General features: G+C 49.6%; 10 protein-coding genes. 3 read left to right on the top strand and 7 right to left on the bottom strand.

Annotated elements, in window-relative coordinates; translation table 11 throughout:
* Nucleotides 1-58 precede the first annotated feature (58 nt).
* On the bottom strand, nt 59-421 hold the full coding sequence (locus tag ACYVF1_RS28035; protein ID WP_461085236.1) for a DUF4406 domain-containing protein: 363 nt from the start codon (nt 419-421) through the stop codon (nt 59-61).
* A gap of 43 nt (nt 422-464) precedes the next feature.
* Nucleotides 465-1,058, bottom strand: a complete 594-nt coding sequence (gene nudK, locus ACYVF1_RS28040) for a GDP-mannose pyrophosphatase NudK (RefSeq protein ID WP_461085238.1) — start codon at nt 1,056-1,058, stop codon at nt 465-467.
* 36 nt (nt 1,059-1,094) lie between these two features.
* On the opposite strand from nudK, the gene ACYVF1_RS28045 reads away from it, so the two are divergent.
* The 3 genes from ACYVF1_RS28045 to ACYVF1_RS28055 all read left to right on the top strand — a co-directional run bounded on the left by ACYVF1_RS28045 (nt 1,095) and on the right by ACYVF1_RS28055 (nt 6,816).
* On the top strand, nt 1,095-1,847 hold the full coding sequence (locus ACYVF1_RS28045; RefSeq protein ID WP_461085240.1) for a DeoR/GlpR family DNA-binding transcription regulator: 753 nt from the start codon (nt 1,095-1,097) through the stop codon (nt 1,845-1,847).
* A 120-nt stretch (nt 1,848-1,967) separates the two neighbouring features.
* The gene (locus tag ACYVF1_RS28050; RefSeq protein WP_461085242.1) at nt 1,968-5,840 is read left to right on the top strand and encodes a hydantoinase B/oxoprolinase family protein; all 3,873 of its coding nucleotides are present in this window, start codon (nt 1,968-1,970) and stop codon (nt 5,838-5,840) included.
* 25 nt (nt 5,841-5,865) lie between these two features.
* Nucleotides 5,866-6,816 carry an ADP-ribosylglycohydrolase family protein gene (locus ACYVF1_RS28055; protein WP_461085244.1) on the top strand — a complete coding sequence of 317 codons (951 nt, stop codon included), beginning with the start codon at nt 5,866-5,868 and terminating at the stop codon, nt 6,814-6,816.
* A 151-nt stretch (nt 6,817-6,967) separates the two neighbouring features.
* On the opposite strand, the gene ACYVF1_RS28060 is transcribed toward ACYVF1_RS28055, so the two are convergent.
* From ACYVF1_RS28060 to ACYVF1_RS28080, 5 genes are all read right to left on the bottom strand, one after another.
* Nucleotides 6,968-8,110, bottom strand: coding sequence for a hypothetical protein (locus ACYVF1_RS28060; protein WP_461085246.1), 1,143 nt, complete (start codon nt 8,108-8,110; stop codon nt 6,968-6,970).
* A 3-nt stretch (nt 8,111-8,113) separates the two neighbouring features.
* The gene (locus tag ACYVF1_RS28065) at nt 8,114-9,487 is read right to left on the bottom strand and encodes an FAD-dependent oxidoreductase (RefSeq protein WP_461085248.1); all 1,374 of its coding nucleotides are present in this window, start codon (nt 9,485-9,487) and stop codon (nt 8,114-8,116) included.
* Between the two features lie 15 nt (nt 9,488-9,502).
* The gene (locus ACYVF1_RS28070; RefSeq protein ID WP_461085250.1) at nt 9,503-10,936 is read right to left on the bottom strand and encodes a RagB/SusD family nutrient uptake outer membrane protein; all 1,434 of its coding nucleotides are present in this window, start codon (nt 10,934-10,936) and stop codon (nt 9,503-9,505) included.
* 71 nt (nt 10,937-11,007) lie between these two features.
* Nucleotides 11,008-14,337, bottom strand: coding sequence for a TonB-dependent receptor (locus ACYVF1_RS28075; RefSeq protein ID WP_461085252.1), 3,330 nt, complete (start codon nt 14,335-14,337; stop codon nt 11,008-11,010).
* Nucleotides 14,338-14,469: 132 nt separating this feature from the next.
* Nucleotides 14,470-15,594, bottom strand: coding sequence for a FecR family protein (locus tag ACYVF1_RS28080; RefSeq protein ID WP_461085254.1), 1,125 nt, complete (start codon nt 15,592-15,594; stop codon nt 14,470-14,472).
* Nucleotides 15,595-15,661: the final 67 nt, after the last annotated feature.

The following is a 15,661-nucleotide window of genomic DNA, read 5'->3' on the forward strand; positions in this document are numbered from 1 at the left end:
GTTCTCAAAAATAGATTTCTCCATTTGAGTAAACGGTATACGTACAGGTCTCGATCAGTTACAGATTTACGTCTGTTGGTAACTCCTCCATCGACCAGTACGTTTGTTTCCCTTTCTGATGGGCCAGTTTCATCATTTCATCAGCCCCTGCGGATGGCCCGCCGACACGTAGCACTCCATCGCAATGGTCGATGAGACGTACCGCGACGGGGTGAAAGATTTCGTTGAAAACAGCGTCTCCGAGTTGAGTGGAACCGGCTGCATGAATCAATGGCAACGCAAGCCATTCTCCACAGACGGGTGTATGGCCCAACCGATAAACGGCCAGCGCGGCTTCTTCCATACGGTGCATGTTTTGAGCGATCAGCTTTTTGTCGTCATTGGTGCCGGAACGATACGGGCCAGCGATCAGGATCAGCATAGTAGCGCCTTTTTGTGATGACTAGGTGAATTAAGCCCGAGCGTCAGGCCAGCTGCTGCAACCGCAGATATTGCAACAACATGATAGTTTTACCATCCTGAATTTCACCAGATTTGATCATTCCCATCGCTTCAGTAACGGGTAGTTCGAGGATTTCTATCTCTTCTTCTTCGATGCCGCCACCCGCGTTACGTTCGGTGTCACTACTATATTCGGCGATGTAGAAAAACAACTTTTCAGTTACAGAACCAGGACTCATGTAGGCTTCCATTACCTTCTGCACCGACTCAATTCGGAAACCCGTTTCTTCTTCCATTTCGCGCCGGATAGCGTCGTCAGGATGTTCGTCGTCGAGCAAACCGGCACAGGCTTCTATAAGCAGGCCGGTCTCATTTCCATTTACAAACGTTGGCAGACGGAACTGGCGGGTCAGAATAACCGTATTTGCTTGTGGATTATGCAGCAGAATGGTAGCGCCATTTCCGCGATCATAAGCCTCACGCTGCTGTGTTGTCCATTTTCCGTTGTTTCCCAGATAGTTAAATGTGTACCGTTTCAGAACGTACCAGTTGTCTGACAATAGTTTTTCTTCCGTAATACGGACCCTTTCTTCAGTAATTTGTTCAATATTGTTCATTTTTGTTTATTTTTGAACAAAACAAATCAATGTGTCATGAATTTCCAACAACGGAAGCGAATTATTGTGCAAACGGTCGAAGAGTTGGGCAGTGTTGAGGTACCCGAACTGGCCACCCTGCTTAAAACTTCCGAGATGACAATACGTCGCGATCTGGTGCAATTGGCGGCATCTGGTCTTCTTTACCGGACAAGGGGAGGAGCCATGAAAGTAAGTCTTGCTACCGTTCAGCATCGTTTTGCGAATAAAACAGCCGTAAATTCCGAACGAAAGGATTATATCTGCCAGTTGGCTGCTCGGGAGATTGAGGAAGGTGACATTATTTTTATGGACTGTGGAAGCACCGTTTTTCGATTATGTCAGTTCATCCGAAACAAACGTATTACCGTCATCACCAATTCATTACCAGTTGTTTATGAACTCATGCAATCGGAAGTATCTATTAATTTGATTGGGGGAGAAATCGACAAAGAACGGCAGGCCGTTCATGGATTTATGGCTGAAGAGCACATGACGCGTTACCGGGCGACACGCGCTTTCATCGGGGTTGATGGCATTTCACTCCAGCAAGGTTTGAGTGGAAATAGTGAGAAAGAAGCCAGCACTGCCATCAACATGGCCCGACAAAGCGATAAGGTTTATCTGCTGTGCGATTCCTCGAAACTGGAAACCAATAAATACTTTCATTTTGCACCCTTGAGCCTGTTTAATGTATTGATAACGGATGGTGAAGCGAAGCCGGAACTTGTAGCCGTTTACCGTCAGGCGGGTATTGATTTACGTAATTAATCAGTTGTCAATGGCGTTGCAAAAGGCTCGTTTAACTATTTAAACGGACTGCTTTTGTAGTTTTACGTTGCTGAACCCGCCCCGCGCAGTTGCGGAACGTAATGATTCAGTCGGAACGTAATGCATCAAATCTGGATTGATACCGGCGGTACTTTTACTGATGGACTTGCCCTCTCCCCGCAAGGCGAGCTACATCGCGCTAAAGTGCTAAGCAGTAGTAAATTGCGTGGCCAGTTTATAAATGGGAAATTCGTAGCGCCCTGGCTGACTGCTCCCATTTTCAATGGCTATCAGGTACGTATCATCGAAACGGAAAGTCTTTTCCAGATAGAATCGCTGCAAACAAACGGGACGCTCGTACTACGTAGCGATTCTGGCCTGGTTGAAGATTGGGCTACATCCGATGCTAGCTATACGCTGGAACTGTTCACGGGTGAAGAAGCTCCTGTTTTAGCTGCCCGGTTACTGACTCAAACCCTATTAAACCAGCCATTTCCACCGCTCGAAATGCGGCTTGGTACTACAAAGGGGACAAATGCCCTGTTAGAGCGGAAGGGCGGGAACGTAGCATTACTGGTTACGAAAGGCTTCAAGGATTTGCTGATTATCGGTACGCAACAACGTCCGCACCTGTTTCAGTTGGCCATTCCGCCCGCCGACCTGCTGTACAACTCGGTACTGGAAGTTGACGAACGAATGACAGCACAAGGGCAACCGCTGGTCAATTTATCGGAACAGACGATTGCTCACCTTATTACGCAGCTTCAAAAAAGCAAACCCGACGCCGTTGCCGTATCGCTGCTTAATGCCTATCGAAATCCGGTTCATGAACAACAAATCCGACAGGCCCTGGACAAAGCCGGTTTTCCCTACGTAACGATTTCAACCGACGTATCGACCACACCCCAATACGTAGCGCGCACGCAGACAACCGTTGTCGATGCGTATCTAACGCCGGTCATGCGTGCTTATCTTGACAACGTACAGCAGCAGCTGGGAATGGGCGCATCGGTACGTATCATGACCAGTTCGGGCGGCTTGGTACGTGCCGATTTATTTCAACCCAAAGATAGTCTGCTGAGCGGACCGGCGGGGGGCGTTATTGGTGCAGCTGTGGTTGCCGATAGTAGTCTGTTGTCGAAAACGTTAACGCTCGACATGGGGGGCACCAGTACCGACGTAGCACGAATCCACGGCAGTCCAGACTACCGATTCACGACGAAAATCGGGCCGTTCGAACTGCAACTCCCATCGCTGGATATAGAAACGGTAGCGGCTGGCGGTGGTTCCATTTGCTGGTTCGAAGAACACGGTACTACGTCGGGCCAGCTTCGTGTGGGGCCGCAAAGTGCTGGTGCTACTCCGGGGCCCGCCTGCTACGGCGCCAGTAGAGCCGGTCAGCCCTTGCTGCTTACCATAACGGATGTCAATCTGCTATTGGGTAAACTCCATCCGCAACAGTTTGGGATTCCGGTATTTCCTGAAAAAGCGCAGGAGGCTCTGGATCGAGTGATTCAGCAGATTACTGCCAGAACTGGTCACGTACCCACTGTCATGGACGTACTACGTGGTTTCGAACGTATCGCCAACGAAACCATGGCAGGTGCCATCCGGAAAATCTCGGTTGCGCGCGGCTTCGATCCTCAGGAGTATAGCCTGCTGGTTTTCGGTGGAGCAGGCGGTCTGCACGGTTGCGCGATTGCCCGGCTACTCGATATACAGAGTCTGGTACTTCCCTTCGACGGTGGTTTATTGAGTGCTTACGGCATCGGGCAGGCTCAGATTGAACGCATGACATCGCGTACAGTTTTAAAACCACTCTCGGACGTGGCTTCTGATCTGCTCGAATGGGTGAATGAACTCACCAGCGAAGCCGTACAGACGTTACGTCAGGATGTTGGAGAGAACGTGTCCGTCACGCAAAAATCAGCAACGGTTTTTCTCCGGCTGACAGGTCAGGAGGCAACCGTAGACGTGCCGTACAGCCATCAATTAGAAACTCATTTTCAGGAGCGTTATCAGCATCTCTACGGCCATTTTCCAGCCAATCGCCCTATCGAAGTAGAAAGCATTCGGGTGCTTGTCAGTACGGTTGGGGAGACCTCGCCGATCAACGAACCGCCGGTCAGTCACCGTCATGCTGTGCCTACGTTCCGGGCCGATGCCACCCCCGCTTTCGACTGGACACAGTTGCAGGAAGGTGATACGTTCCGTGGTCCTGCATTGCTGCTCAATACTACGTCCTCAGCCTTCATCGAACCCGGCTGGCGGCTGGTTGTTCAGGCCGACAGAACCGCCCTTGTCGATTTCATTGCCGATATCGACGTAGCGACGGACCTGCCAGGTGACACGAATGCTGATACGCTGGGTGGGACCGAAAAAGGTGACGCCATCGTTCAGTTGGAGTTGTTTACGCAGCGTTTTCGGGCCATTGCCGAAGAGATGGGCGCGCAATTACAACGTACTGCGTTCTCGGTAAACGTAAAGGAACGGCTCGATTTTTCGTGCGCTCTGCTCGATGCCAATGCGGAACTGGTTGCCAACGCGCCCCACATTCCAGTTCATTTGGGTAGCCTGGGCGTTTGTGCGCGGCTGGTACTGGAAAAACTGCCACTTGGTCCGGGAGATGTAATCATCACGAATCACCCCAAATATGGCGGTTCGCACCTACCCGACGTAACGTTGCTCAGCGGTGTTTTTGCTGACGAACCGGATAACGATTCTCCGGCTTTGATTGGGTACGTTATCAACCGGGCGCATCACGCCGAAATAGGTGGAAAAGTGCCTGGTTCAATGCCCCCCGATGCTGTTTCGCTGATTGAGGAAGGTGTCGTACTGGAGCCTATGTACGTCGTGAAAAAAGGGAAGTTTCTATGGGAAGAAGGCACTTCGGGACAACGTAGCACTGCTTCTTATTTCGTAGACGGCACTTACCCAACCCGTGCTCTGACCGAAAATCGGGCCGATATTGAAGCGGCTTTGGCGTCACTGCGTGCGGGGGAATCGGCTCTACAGGAGTTAGTTCGGCAACATGGCTTAGCGACGGTACATCATTACATGGCGGAATTGAAGCAGTCGGCCACCAACGCCATCGGGGCAGTACTTGAGCCACTCAATGGGCAATCTTTTCGGGCCAGCGAAGCCCTCGACGATGGGCACGTTATTCAGGTTGCAATTGCTGTCAATGACGGTCGGCTCAAGTTTGATTTTACTGGCACTTCAGAGGTTCATCCGAACAATCTGAACGCTAATATCTCGATTCTGTACAGCGCCATTTTATACGTATTACGGCTCTGGTGCGATAAAGATATTCCGCTCAATGAGGGCTTAATGGCTCCCGTCGAGCTGGTTTTACCTGATTCCTCATTTTTGAATCCCATCTTTCCGGATGATTCGTCGGCCTGCCCGGCGGTAGTGGGCGGTAATACTGAGGTCAGTCAACGATTGGTCGATACGTTGTTGAAAGCATTTGGATTGGCAGCCTGTAGTCAGGGCACGATGAACAATTTTCTGTTCGGGAAATCGGCCGATCCCAATAATCCCACGTCTTCCGGTAGCTTCGGCTATTACGAAACCATTGGTGGCGGTACTGGGGCAACCGACGGTGCCGATGGCCGGTCGGCGGTACACCAGCACATGACCAATACCAAACTGACTGACCCGGAAGAATTTGAACGGCGCTATCCGGTTCGGCTGCACCAGTTTGCTATACGCGCAGGTTCGGGTGGAGCGGGAAAGTGGCGTGGGGGCGCCGGCATCCTGCGTGAGATTGAATTTCTCGAACCCGTTCAGGCTACATTATTAAGTCAGCACCGCATCGTGCCGCCCTACGGTTTACAGGGCGGCAAACCTGGCGAAACCGGTCGTCAGGCGCTTATTCACGTCGACGGACGTAGTGAAACGTTACCGGGCATTTTCACAAGACTCATGCAAACCGGCGAACGTATCCGTATCGAAACGCCCGGTGGCGGTGGTTTTGGCAGTTTATCCTAAGTTTTTTGCATAAAATTCTTAATCCATGTTTGACCAAATAAAAGGCGCCTTCCTCGGTGCAGCCATCGGCGACGCTCTAGGCGTACCAGTTGAATTTTCGTCACGAGCTTTATTAACTCGTAATCCTGTTCAGGAAATGACAGGCTACGGTGTCTGGAATCAACCACCCGGCACATTTTCAGATGACAGTTCAATGTTGTTTTGCACGGCAGAAAGCCTATGTAATGGATTCAATATCAGTGATATCGCTAATCAATTTATAAAGTGGTATCAACAGGGTTACTGGGGAGCGCACAATGAAGTGTTTGATATTGGCGGAGCTACAAGATCCGCTCTTATAAAATTGATGAACGGCACAAGCCCTGAATTGTCTGGCGGAATGACAGAACACGACAATGGCAATGGCTCGTTAATGCGCATTTTACCTTTGGTATTCTTTCTGGCCGATGAACCTTCCATAGATCGGCGATTTAGCGTTATAAAGCTGGTATCTGGTATAACTCATTACCATTTTCGGTCGGTTATAGCCTGTTTTATTTATACTGAGTTTGGCAGAGAGTTACTACGTAGTGCAGATAAAGATATTGCTTATACTAAAATGCAGGAGTCAGTGAATCGGTACAGTTCCGAACAATCCTTTTCAACGGATGAAATGCAATTTTTTGCCCGTATCCTCACGCAAAATATAGCTCAATTTGAAGAGCAAGATATTCAAAGTTCTGGCTACGTACTTGATGCACTGGAAAGTAGTTTATGGTGCTTTTTAACTACGGATTCTTACCGTGAAGCTGTATTGAAAGCCGTTAATCTAGGAGGAGATACTGATACAACTGCCTGTGTAACTGGTGGATTAGCAGGCCTCTTCTACGGACCTGAAGCTCTTCCCGATAATTGGGTTGCGAGATTGGTTCGTCAGAAAGATATTACTGAATTAGCTGAACGCTTTGCAAATACCCTCAACAGCCATTCCATTTGAGACCCAGTAGTCCGTTCAGAATCATTCATCAGTAGTTGAAGAACACGTCCAGGATTTATTGGTGCAACTCTGGCAAAAATGAGAATTGCTCGATGTTTACCAGGCTGACTATCTATAAAAATCAAGAGCCGATAAAGTAGGTGCTCATTGTCTATCTAGTTCGTTCATAATCAGCTATTTTTTCTGCTATTGCGGCATCGGTACGTGGGAGCTTCTTCAGATACGCATAGGCTTTTTGGGCAATGAATGCATTCTGATTTTTGAGGAGTTCAGCAATCAGCAGGCTGGTTTCAGTATCTTCCACGTGATGGTGGCGAAATACGTCCAGAATGGTGGTTACTAATTCTCCATTCAGCGATTGTAAACGCTGAGCCAAACCTTTTTTTACTTCTGAATTTAGTACTGATACGTCTCGGTACTTACTGATTATCAATTTATTGATTGCATAGTTCGTAGTTGCTAGTTTAGTCATTAACAACACCTGCCACAGGTCGGATTGAGCATCGGGGTTTAGTGCTTTAATTGTCCGTTCGGCCAGGTTATAGCTATCGTTATTGATGAACGTAAACAGCTTATCCCGCAGCGTCGGTGTTAGGGGCAAACCTTTACTATGGTTTAGCGCCCAGATTTTATCCGGTCCATCCGAGCTTTCCAGAATAGCCAGCAGTAATTCAGGTGATAATGACTTCTGGGTCAACTGAGCCACTTCCGCCTGCGTTGGGCCATAAACTACGTGCCACATTGTATAGGTTGTATAGGCGGCACCTTCCACTACGTAATCCAATACGTTTTTGGCCGTAGCCGATGACACTCCGTCGACTTCATCGGCCACGGCAGCCGGCTTCACCGACGGCGCAATTTCGGTATACGCTAACGTAGCCAACGGAGAAAAAGGGTCAGCCAGGATGTCGCTCATTCGTGCATACTCGGCCTTTTTGAACGGCTTGTGTTTGGATTTGCTCAAAAACTCGCCTTTGTCTAACAGAAATCCCAAATACCGGCCCGTCGGATTCCAATAAAGCGTCACTTTCAGCAATCGACACTTATTATCAAAACAAACACTGGTTTTGATTTTACGGTAATACGTAACCGGGAGGCCCTCTTTCGAGCGCATCTGAAACAAGGTATCGTTCACAATAGAATCCTCAGCAGCCACTACGTAAGCCAACGTAGTATCGGCCTTCAACGAAAGGGTTGGCGCACGGAAATAACGTATCTGCCCGATCCCATCATAGACCAACAGGCATAACGTAACAAATAGCCAGAAACCATACCCTAACATGTCGACTCTCATGCCCTATCCTTTTGCGCCACTTCCCGGAACGATGGCGCCGTGTTGTTCCAAAAGTTTCCGGAGGTCGCTCATCGATACGTCGAGCGGAGTTTTGTTCTGCATAGTAGCCAGCACGGCAGCTGCACCAGCCGCCTGACCCATACCCATACACGATGCCTGCACACGTAAGGCCGAATTGGCCAGCCGATCACTGCTGACACTACGTCCCGCCACAATAAAATTCCGACTGTTTTTCGGGATGAGCGCCCGCAGTGGAACGGTCGCCACGACGCCTTCTTTCAAATGGTCGGGAACGACGCCGTTTTCGTCGTGCACATCAATCGGATAGTACGAATAAGAAACTGAATCATCGAACAGCTTACCCGTTACGTAGTCGGCGTGGGTAATTTTATAATGACCGTCGATGCGATACGTTTCCCGAACCGCCGTTTCGTTCTGTACGTCAATAATCTTGGTTTTTTCGCAGCCGGGCAGTGTTCGCAGGAAACGTAGCGTTTTGAGCAAAGCCGCTCGCCCCTTGATGTTCGCGGCTGTGTGCGTTTCCGACGTAGTGGAATCGGCTCCCAGTACGTGCGATATATTGTCGCCTTTGGATCGCAACAGGCCGACGATGTTGTTCCGGAAATCGGGTTTTTCCAGTTCGCCTTTTTGAATGGCTTCCTGGTAGCGGGCCTGAATCCCTTTCAGATCCAGTGAATTGAAATCATACCCACCAATCTGGAACATCAGCGAGCCGGGCTGCGTAGTCGATTCACGTAGCACATCGAAGCCCGCCATCGACGTAACGAAAGCATTTCCCGTGCAGTCGATAAGTTGATTACAGGAAATTTCGGTCATCACGCCCTTGCCAACTGTTTCCACCAGCCAGCCGTTAGCCTGGGGTTTCACCTGCATAGGTGTCTCGTAAAAACGAAGCTGTACGCCAGCTTCAACGCATTTTTCTTCGAGCAGCATGGCGTAGAGTTGGCCGTTTAGCCGAACCTGATGGCGTGGATGATGTTTACCGTGTGGAATTGAAAAATCGGGCAACGTATCGTCGTTCAGGACCACGGCTTCCTGCACCATCTCCCAGCCGATTCCGCTAATAACCTGCTTGCCCCACGCAAAAAAGATACCCGGATAGGCGACGCCACCAGTCGTGGTCGTTCCGCCAAGCTGACTTCCGTTTTCCACCAAAATAATGCTCCGACCCGCTCGTCCCGCCTGAATGGCTGCCACTACGCCTGCCGTTCCTCCGCCAATGACCAGAATATCTGTCTTCAGCGTTTTTTTTACCAGTTTATACGGTTCTTTCAGCACCTCGCCCGATGCCAGTTTTGGGGTGGCCGATCCCAGCGAAAGTGCGCCCAATGTGGCAATTACTGATCTTCGTTTCATAATTTTTGCTTGAGTTTAATACCCTGGATTCTGATCTTTTGCCGGATCAATCGCCAGATTATAGTTCAGTTCAGATACCGGAATGGGCCAGAGCAAATGCTTATCCTGAACCGCTTTGCCCTTGGACGCCTGAATTATCGTTTTAGCCAAACCGGTACGTTTCAACTCCAGCCAGCGTTTGCCACCGTATTGAAACTCATAGGCTTTTTCCATTAACACCGCGTTCACGAACGTAGTGGCGGTGTAATCAGCTAGTTTAAAATCGATGGTTGAAGCGGTGTTTACTGCTTTGCCATAAGCCCGACGATGCACTTGATTCAGCGCTTCTACGGCTTCGGTGGTTGGCGCGTTAGCAACTCGGGCAGCGGCTTCGGCGTAGATGAGCAATACGTCGGAGAAGCCGTAAACCGGGTCATCGTTGCCAGCGCCGTTCTGACCCACAGCAAGTTGGTCAATGAATTTTGAACTAACGAGGGTAGTTGTACCTAAGCCAAAATTCACTACGTCCCACAACCCTTTCCGAAGATCAGCATTATCCCAGGCTTTGTAGAATGCACTGTTTGCATCGCCATAAACCGCGTAAGCGCCCCCGAAATTGAACAGTTTGGTATTGGGATGATTAGTAATCCAGAGCATATAATTACCCTGATTGACCTGTCGGGCGTATTTGAGGTAGAAAATTTCCTCGGTGGTCGATACCAGTTCAGGCCCCCAAACTTTGGTTTGAAAATCGGCTTTTGTAGTCACCGGCACCAGCGAGAATTTCTTGGAATTAATGACTTCCAGCGCTTTGTCGCGGGCTTCGGTGTATTTTCCTAGTTGCAGATACACGTCAGAAAGCATGGTTTTAGCCGCCCATTTGGTCGGTCGGCCCGCTACCACCGGATTGTCGGGCAGGTTCGCTTCTGCTTCGGTTAAATCGGCCAGAATCAGGGCATAGACCTCATCGGCGGTGCTACGTTTCAGATTAATTTCGGTCATATTGGCTTCGGTACGTAGCGGTACGCCTGCCCAGTTACGTACCAACTGAAAATAATTGAACGCCCGCAGAAACTTGGCTTCCGCTACGTACTTTTTTACATCGGTCTGACTAATGGATTTACCATTCGGCGCATTTTTAATGACCAGATTGGCGTTCCGAATGCTCAGATAAAACGTGTTCCACAAGCCCGATACGCGTGTAATGTTAGCGGCATCAAATCCCTGAAAATCAGATAAGGGTGCCCAGCTTCCACGACCATACGCATAATCGGTCTGGCTTTCGAGTGTCGCTTCGTACACACTCATGTTATTGTTACGTAACGGGCTTGTAATCAGGTTGGCAGCTGCTTCAACTTCAGCGGCCGTGTTATAAAACGATTCAACAACCAGCGCTTTGGGCTGTTCGATCAGCTCACTTTCACAGGCTGTGAGGCAGAATATGGGGAGGAGAAATAAGAGTTTTTTCATGTATTTCAAAGAGTGAAAGAATGTCAGATACGGCCATTTGCTACGTTTCGGAAGCCCGATTTCGCTCTTTATTAAAACCCTGCCCGCAAACCAAACGTGATCGATTTGGCAACGGGGTAGCTGTAAAAATCGATGCCTTGCGTTGTTGCCGAAGCGCCACCACTCGAGTTAACTTCAGGGTCCCACCACGAGTATTTTGTAAACGTTAACAGGTTCTGGCCACTCGCGTACAGTTGCACATTTTTTACCCAGTTTACGCCCCATTTCTGTAGGGGGAAATTATACGCCAGTTGGATGTTTTTCAGACGGACGTAGGAGCCATCTTCAACGAAACGGTTCGATAACTTGGCGTTTACGCTGTTACTGATAATGGGATATTTCGCGTTGGGATTGGATGCTGACCAGTGATTCAGGAATACTTCGCGAGGCATGTTCAAACCAAAACCGTAGTCGATGGTGCTGCCCATCGCACTGGCGTTAAACAAATCGTTGCCCTGAACCCCTTGCCAGAACATGGTCAGTTCCAGATTTTTATACGACATCGTGGAATTGATGCCAAAAATGTATTTCGGGTTTGGGTTTCCGATGTAAGTCTTGTCTTTTGTCGAAATCGTCTTGTCGCCGTCGATGTCTTTGTATTTGATTTTTCCTTTATCGTCATAGCCATCCTCTACGTATCCCCAGAATTGACCAATGGGACGACCTTCGCGCAGAATACTCGATACGTCGTTAATGACCACCACACCGATAGTACCACCCAGTACGTCCTGACCACCGTAAAGTTTTACGACTTTGTTGCGGTTGAACGATACGTTCGCGTTAACATCCCACCTGAACGCACCCGTCAGTACCCGGCTGTCAATGCCCAGTTCAAGGCCTGTATTCTGAACTTCGCCCACGTTTTGAATGGTGGTGTTGTAGCCAAGCGACGCCGGCAGGGCTACGGTTGTGAGCAAATCGCGGGTATTTTTTACGTAGTAATCGGCGGTCAGGATAATCCGGTTCTGAAAAATGCCAAAATCAACACCTACATCCTTTTGTTCAGTCGTTTCCCATTTCAGGTTACCGGGCAGGGTTGTGCCGGGGCCGTACGTATTGTAAAGGGCATCACCCAACACGGTTTTCCCCGAGCTCAACTGACTCAACGTAGCGTAAGCATCAATAGCCTGACTACCCGTAAGCCCCCAGCTTGCCCGTACTTTCAGGTCAGAGATGAAGGTGTTACTCTTCATAAAATCCTCGCTGGAAACGCGCCACGCCAGAGCCGCCGACGGAAAATACCCCCATTTCCCGCCTTCGCTGTATTTTGACGACCCATCCCGACGAATGCTAGCGGTAGCCAAATATTTGCCATCGTAGGAATAATTGATACGTCCCAGATACGACAATAATACCGATTTGGTATAGTCGGAGGATGGAATTCCGGGTGTTGAAGCAGAGCCTAAGTCATTGGTTCCGGGCGTGTCGCTCAGAAAACCTACGCCAGTGCCGCCTAACGATGTTTTCAGGAAGTTCTGATACGTAAAGCCCGCCACCGCCGAGATGCTGTGCTTTTGCCGAAACGTTTTGTTGTAGCTAATGGTATTTTCACTCAACAAGCTGGTAAACTGGCTGGTACTGACCGACGCCGAGCCTGTTGAGTTTACAAAATTGAGTGTTCGGTAGCTATCGGTTCGGTCGTCACGGTTTTCAATACCACCCGCTATTTTGATGGTGATGGATTCTATGGGCTTAAAAATCAGGGCAGTATTGAGCAGTGCTACGTTGGCTTTCGTGTTGTTACTCAGCTCATTGATATAATTGAGTGGGTTAATCAGGTCGGTGGCTACGAAGGGGTAAGCAATGGCCAGTGTCCGGTACGTACCATCGTCGTTATACGGGGTCAGTGTGGGAGGTGCGGCAATACCCCCGGCAATCATCGAGTTTCCCCGGCTGCCGCCACTGTTGGTCTTTTGGCCCGTTTCCAGCCGCGACAACGTACCAGCGAAGCTGACACTGAACTTGTTACTGATCGTATGGTTGATGTTGGCACGTAGCGAATACCGATTGTAGTTGCTTCCCTTGATGATACCTTCCTGATTGAACGTACTGCCCGAAAGCGAAAACTGCGTTTTATCGTTTCCCCCACTAATGTTCAGCGAAGCCGTTTTAATGGGCGCTTTCTGAAAAATAAGATCCTGCCAGTCGAACCCTTGCCCAAATGCGTCAATTTGTGCCTGCGTAAAGTAAGGAGTCAGTTTGTCGTTAACGGCCTGTTCGTTGTATAACTGCGCATATTCTTTGGCATTCATCAAATCCAGCTTTTTGCGCAGACTTTGGGTGCTGTAACTGGTTTCAATATCGACTCGCGTTTGGCCCGATTTTCCCCGTTTTGTGGTAATCAGTACCACACCATTGGCACCGCGCGAGCCATAAATAGCCGTCGCCGACGCATCTTTCAGGATCTCGATACTTTCGATATCCGCATTGTTGAGTTGGGTAGGATTAGCGCCACTAATTGGAAATCCATCTACTACGTACAGCGGCTCGTTACTGCCCTGAAGCGAGTTGGTCCCGCGAATCCTGACGCTGACGCCCCCACCCGGAGCACCCGTGTTTTGCAGCACCTGCACCCCAGCCGCGCGCCCCTGTAACGCCTGCAATACGTTCGAAGCCGGGTAAGCGTTTAGTTCTTTGGCTTTAACCTGCGACAAGGAACCGGTTAAATCACTTTTTTTTACGGTACCATAGCCAACCACAACCACTTCAGAAAGTGATTTGTCGTCTGGTGTCATCTGAAGATCGATAGTCGTGCGATTGCCGACAGCTATTTCCTGGTTCTGGTAACCGACAAAGGAAAAAACCAACGTAGTGGCCGATCCGTCGGGAATAGTCAACCGGTATTTCCCGTCTGCATCGGTTGTGGTTCCGCGTGTGGTGTTTTTGACAACCACACTTACTCCCGGAAGTCCGTCACCTGTTTCACTTTTGACGGTTCCCGAAAGTGACCGATCAGCCGGCTGCGCTGGAGCAGTAGATTGGATGGGCTGTAAGTCGCCAACCCCAACCGGACCCGGAACAATGGCAATCTGGCTCCCGGTAACGGTATAGCGAAGCTGTAAAGGTCTCAGTAAACGATCCAGTATGTTGGCCAGTTTTTCGTCTGTGGCTGCCAGCGATACTTTCTGATCGATCTGCACAACCTGCCGACTGTAGACGAATTTAACGTGTGCGGTTTTTTCCAGCGCCAGTAATGCCTGACGGACCGTATTGTTTTCAAGCCGCACGCTTATTCGCTGTTCGAGAAGTTCCTGGGCATTAGCCGCTAGCACTCCGTTAGCCAGCATAATCGTGAGCAACAATTGGAGGAGCGAAATTCGCATAAGAACCCGAATCGTTTCGTGGTTTGTAAACTTGTACATATCTTGGGGGTAGGTCTAGTTATTCCGGGCAAAGGAGTAGCTTCACCAGTTGGCGCTGGCCCGAAATTGCCGCCAGACTGGTCCGATTTCGCCCGTTATGTTCGTAGCATAGCGGGCTTTTTTATACAAGCGTTATGAACAGCCCTTACTCGTAATAATGATCCGTGTATCGACCACTTCGTACGTAGCACCAATCGATGCGCAGAGCAATTGAAGCTGATCGTATAGCGACACACCCGCCAGCGATGCCGTCAATGTGCAATGTCGAAGCGCCGACGTATCATAAATAATTTCTACGCCATAGGCTTTTTTCAACCGCTCGAATACGTTCACAACCGGGGTATCGTCAAAATTGAAGGTTTCTGAGGTTTCCGATACGTTGGGTAAAATTGCTGGTTTGGCCACCAGTTCTTTCTGGTAACTGTTCTGACTCGAATTGTAAGTTACCTGCTGATTGGCCGTCAGGACCACGCCCGGCACATGATTACTGGAAGATGTTCGCGTAGCCAGCCAGTCTTTTTGCCCCATAACCGACACCTTCCCCGATATAACCGACACTTTCATCTGGCTTTCGCCCGGACGTGCCTGCACACGAAACTGCGTACCCAGCACGCGCGTCACCAACGTACCACTGTAAACCAGAAACGGACGTTTGCCTTCGTGAACGACCGAAAATAGAGCGTCGCCTTTCAGGTTTACTTCCCGTTTATCAGCCCCGAACGAACGCGGGTATGACGCCTGACTGTTTGCCATAAGCGTCATCTGACTGCCATCGGGTAGGGCGATACGTACCGGCTGTGACGTACCGTTTACCTGATTGACCCAGTCGCTACGTAGCGATTTGACTTCATTCGGAAATTCACTGCCTGTGGCTACAATCGCGGAAGGTGTATCTCGTTTTTGAACAACCCACCAGAATCCGCCCAGCACAATCAGTACCAAAGCCGCAGTCGCTAAACTGTATCTTTGCCACGAATTTCTAAGCACTACCCAACGAGGTTGGCTTTGTACATGTCGAGTCAGTTTCACTATTTGTTCCACTTCCAAACGTTCCTGATCGGCGGAAAGATTGTGCGGCCTATTTTTCAGCGCTTCGGCCATGTCCTTGGCTAGCAACAACGTAGCGCGTCGGGCTGGGTTTTGCTGCTGCCAATTTTCCCAAAACCGCCGGGCTTCGGGCTGGTCGTGTTTTATCCACGCCAGAAACCAGTCATCGGTTAGAAAATCTTCGACAGTATAGTGTTGATACGTTTTCATAGCGTGTATGAGCAATATCGGTTCGGTCGTTAATAGGAACGTAGCAGACAGTTGATACTCAGTACAT

This window comes from Spirosoma flavus (genome assembly GCF_054778555.1).

Bases quoted from the DNA above. Each gene is read 5' to 3' on its own strand.
- ACYVF1_RS28045 (WP_461085240.1), top strand. From the start codon at position 1,095: ATGAATTTCCAACAACGGAAGCGAATTATTGTGCAAACGGTCGAAGAG.
- ACYVF1_RS28035 (WP_461085236.1), bottom strand. From the start codon at position 421: ATGCTGATCCTGATCGCTGGCCCGTATCGTTCCGGCACCAATGACGAC.
- ACYVF1_RS28080 (WP_461085254.1), bottom strand. From the start codon at position 15,594: ATGAAAACGTATCAACACTATACTGTCGAAGATTTTCTAACCGATGAC.
- ACYVF1_RS28070 (WP_461085250.1), bottom strand. From the start codon at position 10,936: ATGAAAAAACTCTTATTTCTCCTCCCCATATTCTGCCTCACAGCCTGT.
- ACYVF1_RS28055 (WP_461085244.1), top strand. From the start codon at position 5,866: ATGTTTGACCAAATAAAAGGCGCCTTCCTCGGTGCAGCCATCGGCGAC.
- ACYVF1_RS28060 (WP_461085246.1), bottom strand. From the start codon at position 8,110: ATGAGAGTCGACATGTTAGGGTATGGTTTCTGGCTATTTGTTACGTTA.
- ACYVF1_RS28065 (WP_461085248.1), bottom strand. From the start codon at position 9,487: ATGAAACGAAGATCAGTAATTGCCACATTGGGCGCACTTTCGCTGGGA.
- nudK (WP_461085238.1), bottom strand. From the start codon at position 1,058: ATGAACAATATTGAACAAATTACTGAAGAAAGGGTCCGTATTACGGAA.
- ACYVF1_RS28050 (WP_461085242.1), top strand. From the start codon at position 1,968: ATGCATCAAATCTGGATTGATACCGGCGGTACTTTTACTGATGGACTT.
- ACYVF1_RS28075 (WP_461085252.1), bottom strand. From the start codon at position 14,337: ATGTACAAGTTTACAAACCACGAAACGATTCGGGTTCTTATGCGAATT.